General features: G+C 76.0%; 6 protein-coding genes. 1 reads left to right on the forward strand and 5 read right to left on the reverse strand.

Annotated elements, in window-relative coordinates:
- The first annotated feature begins 85 nt into the window (after positions 1-85).
- Positions 86-1,465 carry a glucosylglycerate hydrolase gene (gene ggh, locus GTQ99_RS17545; RefSeq protein ID WP_240897651.1) on the forward strand — a complete coding sequence of 460 codons (1,380 nt, stop codon included), beginning with the start codon at positions 86-88 and terminating at the stop codon, positions 1,463-1,465.
- 36 nt (positions 1,466-1,501) lie between these two features.
- Here the strand turns inward: ggh and gndA are convergent, their stop codons facing one another.
- From gndA to GTQ99_RS17570, 5 genes are all read right to left on the reverse strand, one after another.
- Positions 1,502-2,944, reverse strand: a complete 1,443-nt coding sequence (gene gndA / locus GTQ99_RS17550) for an NADP-dependent phosphogluconate dehydrogenase (protein WP_205707704.1) — start codon at positions 2,942-2,944, stop codon at positions 1,502-1,504.
- Between the two features lie 109 nt (positions 2,945-3,053).
- Positions 3,054-4,373 (reverse strand): MFS transporter, encoded by a 1,320-nt coding sequence (locus GTQ99_RS17555; RefSeq protein ID WP_166617019.1) that lies wholly within the window; start codon positions 4,371-4,373, stop codon positions 3,054-3,056.
- Positions 4,370-5,020, reverse strand: a complete 651-nt coding sequence (locus tag GTQ99_RS17560; RefSeq protein ID WP_166617020.1) for a GntR family transcriptional regulator — start codon at positions 5,018-5,020, stop codon at positions 4,370-4,372. Before GTQ99_RS17560 ends, GTQ99_RS17555 begins: the two co-directional genes overlap by 4 nt.
- A 70-nt stretch (positions 5,021-5,090) precedes the next feature.
- Positions 5,091-5,741: a UdgX family uracil-DNA binding protein gene (locus GTQ99_RS17565; RefSeq protein ID WP_166617021.1), complete on the reverse strand. Its 651-nt coding sequence runs from the start codon at positions 5,739-5,741 to the stop codon at positions 5,091-5,093.
- Between the two features lie 62 nt (positions 5,742-5,803).
- The coding region (locus tag GTQ99_RS17570) for a carbohydrate kinase family protein (protein ID WP_166617022.1) at positions 5,804-6,842 on the reverse strand (1,039 nt) is incomplete at its 5' end.

Genomic DNA, 6,842 nt, shown 5'->3' on the forward strand with positions numbered 1-6,842 from the left:
CGCGGCGGCTTGCGCCCGCGCCCGCGGGCGGGTGGGATGCCCACCACGACGGGGCGGTGTGTCCCGCCCCGGCGGGGAGGGACCCGTGGCCGTCGGCGCCGAGCGCCCCCGAGGACTGCCCCCGCGCGGGCCGGTCCGCCTGACCTCCCAGCTGCTCGCGGCGCGGGCCGCCTACGTCCTGCGCGGCAACGACCTGGGGACGATGACCTCCGCGGCGCCCCGGCTGTACCCGCACATGTGGAGCTGGGACGCGGCCTTCGTGGCCGTCGGCCTGGCCCGGCTGTCGGTGCCGCGGGCCGTGCAGGAGCTCGACACCCTGCTGGGGGCGCAGTGGGGCGACGGGATGATTCCCCACATCGTCTTCAACCCCGACTCCACCGGCTACTTCCCCGGCCCGGAGCGCTGGCGCTGCCACGAGGGGGTCACCGGTGCGCCGCCGTACCCGGCGACGTCGGGGATCTGCCAGCCGCCCGTGCACGCCATCGCCGTGCAGCGCATCGTCGAGGCCGCGCGCCGGCAGGGGCGCACCGACCGGCAGGCGGCCGGGGAGTTCATCGAGCGCGCCTGGCGGCCGCTGGTGGCCTGGCACCGCTGGCTGGCGACGAAGCGCGACCCCGGGGGCACCGGCCGGGTCGTGCTGCACCACGGGTGGGAGTCGGGGATGGACAACTCCCCGCGCTGGGACGGGCCGTACGCGCGCGTCGTCGTGGGCGAGGACCTGCCGCCGTACCGGCGCCGCGACACCGAGGTGGTGGGCGACCCCTCGATGCGGCCCAGCGACCGCGAGTACGACCGCTACCTGTGGCTCATCGAGGAGATGCGCCGCGCCGGCTACGACCAGGCCCTCCTGCACGAGCGGATGAGCTTCGCCGTCGAGGACGTGCTGGTCTCGGCGCTGCTGGCGGTCGCCTGCGACGTGCTGGCCGACATCGGCGAGGAGCGCGCGCAGCCGGCCGCCGACGTCGCGGACCTGCGCGCCTGGGCGGCGCGCTCGCGCGCGGGCGTCGTCGCGTCGGTGGACCCGGTCACGGGCCTGGCGCGCGACCGCGACGTGCGCACCGGCGAGTGGCTGGCCTCCCCGACCGTCGCGGGCTTCGCCCCGCTGCTGTGCGGCGGGCTGCCGCGGGCGGCGGAGGCCGCGCTGCTGGCGACGTTCGAGGGCGAGGACTGGTGCGGCAACCCCGGCCTGGCCGCGGCGGTGCCGCCCTCGACCTCCCCCACCGCCGGCGCCTTCCGGCCGCGCGAGTACTGGCGGGGTCCGCAGTGGCCGGTCCTGGCGTGGCTCTTCCACTGGTCCTTCGCCCGCCGCGGCTGGGCGGAGCGGGCCGCGGTGCTGCGCGAGGAGGGCCTGCGCCTGGTGGGCGCGGGCGACTTCGCGGAGTACTACGACCCGCTCACCGGGGAGCCGCTGGGCAGCATGCAGCAGTCCTGGACGGCCGCGGCCGTCCTCGACTGGCTGTGCTGACCGGCGGACCGGGGTCGGCCGCCGGTCAGCCGCGGGTCAGCCGCGGGTCTCGGACCCGTCGCCGCTCCACTCCACGTGGAAGTCGCCCTCGCGGTCGACGCGCTTGTAGGTGTGCGCGCCGAACAGGTCGCGCAGCCCCTGGATCAGCGCCGCCGAGGAGCGCTCGCGGCGCAGGCCGTCGTAGTAGGCCAGCGCGGAGGCGAACCCCGGCGCCGGGATGCCCGCCTGCACCGAGTGCGTCACCACGCGCCGCCAGGCCTCCTGGCCCTCGGCGACGGCGTCGGCGAAGTAGGGGTCCAGCAGCAGCGAGGGCAGGTCGGGCTGCTTGGCGTAGGCGTCCTTGATGCGGTCGAGGAACTTGGCGCGGATGATGCAGCCGCCGCGCCAGATGGTGGCCATCGCGCCCGGGTCGATGCCCCAGCCGTACTCCGCGGAACCGGCCTTGATCATGTCGAAGCCCTGCGCGTAGGCGACCACCTTGGAGGCGTACAGCGCGGCGCGCACGTCGTCCACGAAGGCGTCGGCGTCGGCGGCCTCGACGAAGCCCCCGGCACCCTCCGCGCCCGGCGAGCGGTCCTGCCCGATGCCCCCGCCCGGCCCCGGCAGCACGCCCTGGGCGGCCTCGCGCTGCTCGGCGTGCCCGGACAGGGCGCGCGCGAAGACGGCCTCGGCGATGCCGGAGACGGGGGTGCCCAGGTCCAGGGCGGTCTGCACCGTCCAGCGGCCGGTGCCCTTCTGCTCGGCCTGGTCGAGGATGACGTCGACGAGCGCGGTGCCCTCGGCGGTGGGGTCGTCCTTCTCCAGCACCCGGGCGGTGATCTCGATGAGGAAGCTCTCCAGGTCCCCGGAGTTCCAGGAGGAGAAGACCTCGGCGAGCTGCTTGGGCGTGCGGCCCAGGCCGTGGCGCAGCAGGTCGTAGGCCTCGGCGATGAGCTGCATGTCGGCGTACTCGATGCCGTTGTGCACCATCTTCACGAAGTGGCCCGCACCGTCGGGGCCCACGTGGGTGGAGCACGGCGTGCCGTCCACCGAGACGGCGATGTCGGCCAGGATCGGGCCGAGCGTGGCGTAGGCGTGCTCGGAGCCGCCCGGCATGATCGAGGGGCCGAGCAGGGCGCCCTCCTCGCCGCCGGAGACGCCGACGCCGGCGAAGTGGACGCCCCGCTCGCGCAGCGCGGCCTCGCGGCGGCGGGTGTCGAGGAAGTGGGCGTTGCCGCCGTCGACGAGGACGTCGCCCTCGGACAGCAGCGGCGCCAGCTCGTCGATGACGGCGTCGGTGGGGCCGCCGGCCTTGACCATGATGATGATCGTGCGCGGGGAGCTCAGGGAGTCGACGAACTCCTGCGCGGTGTACCCGGGGACGAAGGTGCCCTCGCCGCCGAACTTCTCGATCAGCGCCCTCGTCTTCGCGTCGGTGCGGTTGTGGACGGCGGTCACGTAGCCGTGGCGGGCGATGTTGCGGGCGAGGTTGCGGCCCATCGTCGCCAGGCCGGTCACCCCGATCTGCGCCTTCTGCGTCTCAGTCACCCGCGCGATCCTGCCCTGCGGACCCCCGTCGAGGACAGACCACCCCGGTGACGAAGTCCTCTCAGCGCTCCCGGCCTGCTGTGAGGCGCCCGCCGGCGCCGGGCCGGCGCGTGCGCGGCAGGACGACCCCCTGGCCGGCCAGCAGCGCCCGGGTCCGGCGGCGGCTGACGAGGATGCCGACGACGCCGACGAGCCACAGCGGCAGCTGGACGGCGAAGGCGACCTCGAAGGCGTGCAGGGAGTACGTCTGCGGCGTCCCGGCGCCCTGCAGGTCCAGCAGCAGCCCCACGGCGAGGACGAGCAGGACCGTGGCCGTGAAGCCCATGACGTTCGTCAGGCCGGTGGCGGCGCCGAGGCGGTGCGCCGGGTTGGAGGTGCGGGCGTAGTCGAAGCCGATCATCGAGGCGGGCACGCCGGTGGCGATGACGACGACGAGCGCGGCCAGCAGCGCCAGCGGCGCCCGGCCGGGCCAGGCCAGCACGAGGCACCACGCGAGCACCTGCGCCCCGACGATGCCGAGCACCAGCCACGAGCGCCGGAAGGGGTGGCGGGCGGCGAAGGCGCCGAACAGCGGCCCGGTGCCCGCGGCCGCGACGGTGTAGAGGGTCAGCAGCGCACCCGCCGTCGACGTGCTCACCTGCTGGCCGGAGACGAGGAACGGGTAGCCCCACAACGTGGCGAAGGCGTTGCCGGAGAAGGGCGTGGCCCAGTGCGACCACAGGCCCAGCCGGGTGCCGGGGTGGCGCAGCGCGGCGCGCAGGTCGGCGCAGACCTGGCGCAGCGGCCTGGCCGAGCGGGGGTCGGGCGCACCGGGCGGCACGTCGCGCAGCACGAGGACGGCCAGGGCGCCGGCGAGCAGGGTGAAGGCGGCGACCCCGGCGTAGGCGGGCGTCCAGCCGGGGCCGTGCAGCAGCGCGACGAGGGGCACGAAGCTGAAGACCTGCCCCAGCTGGCCGAAGAGCCCGACGAGCTGGGTCATCACCGGGACCCGCTGCGGCGGGAACCAGTTGGTCACCACCCGCAGGACGCTGACGAAGGTGGCGGCGTCGCCGGCGCCGACGAGGACGCGGGCCAGCACGGCCTGCCAGGTCTGGGTGCTCAGGGCGAGCAGCAGCTGCCCGGCGCCCATCGCGGCGGCGCCCGCGACGACGAGGCGCCGGGGGCCCCAGCGGTCGATGAGGACCCCGACGGGCACCTGCAGCAGCGCGTAGACGAGCAGCTGCAGGACGGCGAAGCTGGACAGGGTGCCGGCGCCGATGCCGTAGCGGTCCTGGGCCTCCAGGCCCGCGGCGGCCAGCGACGTGCGGTTGAGGACGGTGGCGACGTAGGCGAGGGCGCCGACGGCGAAGACGAGCCAGGCGCCGCGGACGGCGCGGCTCACGGGCGCACCGCCCGCAGCCGGTCGGCGGCGGCGCGCACGTGCGAGCGCACGAGGTCCAGCCACGCCTGCGGGTCCTCGCCCAGCAGCAGCTCGCGCAGGCGGTGGTGGTCGGCGAGCGCGAGGGCCACCCGCTCCGCCGAGCCGTGCACGTTGGCCACGCCCATGCGCATCTGCCGGTCGCGCAGGGAGTCGTGCAGGGCGGTGAGGACGGCGTTGCCGGCGGCGCCGACGACGGTGGCGTGGAAGGCGCGGTCGGCGGTGGCGAACGCCCAGGTGTCCCCGGCGTCGGCGGCGGCCTCCATGCGCTGCAGCCAGGGCTCCAGCTCGGCGGCCAGCTGTGCGCGGTGCGGCCAGGCGCGGGCGGCGGTGTGGACCTCGACGAGCTCGCGGGCCTCCAGGACGTCCTCGACCTCGGCGGGCGAGACGGGGACGACGAGGGCGCCGCGCTTGGGGATGAGGTGGACCAGCCCCTCGGCCTGCAGCCTGAGCAGCCCCTCGCGCACGGGGGTGCGCGAGACGCCGACCGCACCGGCGATCTCGCCCTCGGTCAGCAGCCGCCCGCCGGGCAGGGAGCGGTCGAGGATGCCGGTCTTGACGTGGGCGTAGACGCGGTCGGCCGCGGCGCGCGGCACCTCATCGGTATCCATGATGTATCTATGCTACCGGCCGCGGCGGCCCGAGCCGGCGCCGGCGGCTCAGCCCGGCGCGGCGCGGCGCTCAGCTCAGCGCGGCGGCGGCGGTGCGCAGGTCGGCCACGAGCCCGGCGTAGGCGGCGTCGCGGTCCTCCTCCGGGGTGCGCAGGATCGCCGAGGGGTGGATGGTCCCCAGGAACGTCTTCTCCCCGCGCGAGGTCTGCTGCACGATGAGCTGACCGCGGTGCTTGGTCACCCGGAAGTCCTTCGGCAGCAGCGCCTTGGCCGCCGTCGCCCCCAGGCACACGACGACCTCGGGGTCCACCTGCGCCAGCTCGGCCGCCAGCCACGGCCGGCAGGCGTTGACGTGCCCGACGTCGGGGCTGGCGTGGATGCGCCGGCTCCCGGGTGCGCTCTGGGTGAAGCGGAAGTGCTTGACCGCGTTGGTGACGTACGTCGTCGCCACGTCGATGCCGGCCTCGGCGACCGCCTTCTGCAGCAGCCGCCCGGCCGGGCCGACGAAGGGCACGCCGCGCCGGTCCTCCTGGTCGCCCGGCTGCTCGCCCACCAGGGCGATGCGGGCGTCGGCGGCGCCGGCGGAGAAGACGACCTGCGTGGCCGGTTCCCACAGCTCGCAGCCGCGGCAGGAGGAGGCGGCGGCGCGCAGGGCCTCGACGTCGGCCCCCTCGGGGACCCACTGCTGCGCACCGGGACGGTCGACCTTGGAGACGGGCACCCGCCCATCGTGGTGCGGGCCCGCCGCCTCGGCCACCGCAGCGCTCCGGCCACCGCAGCGGCTCAGCCGCCGGCGGAGGGCCCGGTGGGCAGGTCGTTGAGGACGGCGAGGGTCGCGCTCGCGCGGCGCACCGACTGCCCCGCGCGCTGCGGGTGGTCCACGAGGACGTCGTCGAGGAAGCCGTAGCGGCGCACCAGCGTCGCGGTCGCCGACGTGCGCGGGCCCAGCCGCAGGTGCGACCACCAGTCGGCGATGTCGCCCCAGCCCGGCGCCGACAGCGAGCCGCCGAACTGCTGCACCGACAGCCCGGCGCAGAGGTTGGCGAAGGCGAGGCGGTCGGCCAGCGGCCAGCCGGACAGCGTGCCGGTGAGGAACCCGGCGCCGAACACGTCGCCCGCGCCGGTGGCGTCCAGCGCCTCCAGCCGCAGCCCGTCCACCTCGGCGGACTCCCCCGTGCTCTGGTCGACGGCCACCGCCCCGTCGGCGCCGCGGGTGACGACGGCGACGGGCACCCGCTCGGCGAGCGCGGCCACGGCCTCCTCCGCGGACCCGGTGCGGGTGTAGCGCATCGCCTCCACGTGGTTGGGCAGGAACGCGTGGCAGTGCTCGAGGCCGGAGAGGACGTCGGGGTTCCACTGCGTGGAGGAGTCCCAGCCGACGTCGGCGAAGACGAGGGAGCCCTGGGCCTCGGCGCGCAGGACCCACGGCTGCGGCTCGGCGGCCAGGTGGACCAGGCACGAGCGCGAGCGCGGGACGGCGTCGGGTTCGGCGACGGGCGCCGGGTGCTCGTGGGTGACCATCGCCCGGTCGCCGCCGTAGGCCAGCGAGACGGTCACCGGCGAGTGCCAGTCGGGGGCGCGGTAGGAGGTGGACAGGTCCACGCCCTCCTGCTCGCCGAGGGTCTGCCAGCAGAACTGCCCGTAGGAGTCGGTGCTGAAGGCCGCCGACAGGGACGTGCGCAGCCCCAGCCGCGCCGCGGCGACCGCCATGTTGGCGATGCCGCCGGGGCAGGAGCCCATCCCCGAGGTCCACACCTCGGTGCCCAGCCGGGGCTCGTCGTCGAGGCCGGTGAAGACGATGTCGAGGAAGACGGTCCCCCGC

Origin of the sequence: Kineococcus vitellinus, assembly GCF_009906315.1 — a bacterium.
Taxonomy (GTDB): domain Bacteria; phylum Actinomycetota; class Actinomycetes; order Actinomycetales; family Kineococcaceae; genus Kineococcus; species Kineococcus vitellinus.

What these genes read in the sequence shown, in the direction of transcription:
- gndA (WP_205707704.1), bottom strand. Translation starts at nt 2,944, where the DNA reads ATGGGCCGCAACCTCGCCCGCAACATCGCCCGCCACGGCTACGTGACC.
- GTQ99_RS17560 (WP_166617020.1), bottom strand. Translation starts at nt 5,020, where the DNA reads ATGGATACCGATGAGGTGCCGCGCGCCGCGGCCGACCGCGTCTACGCC.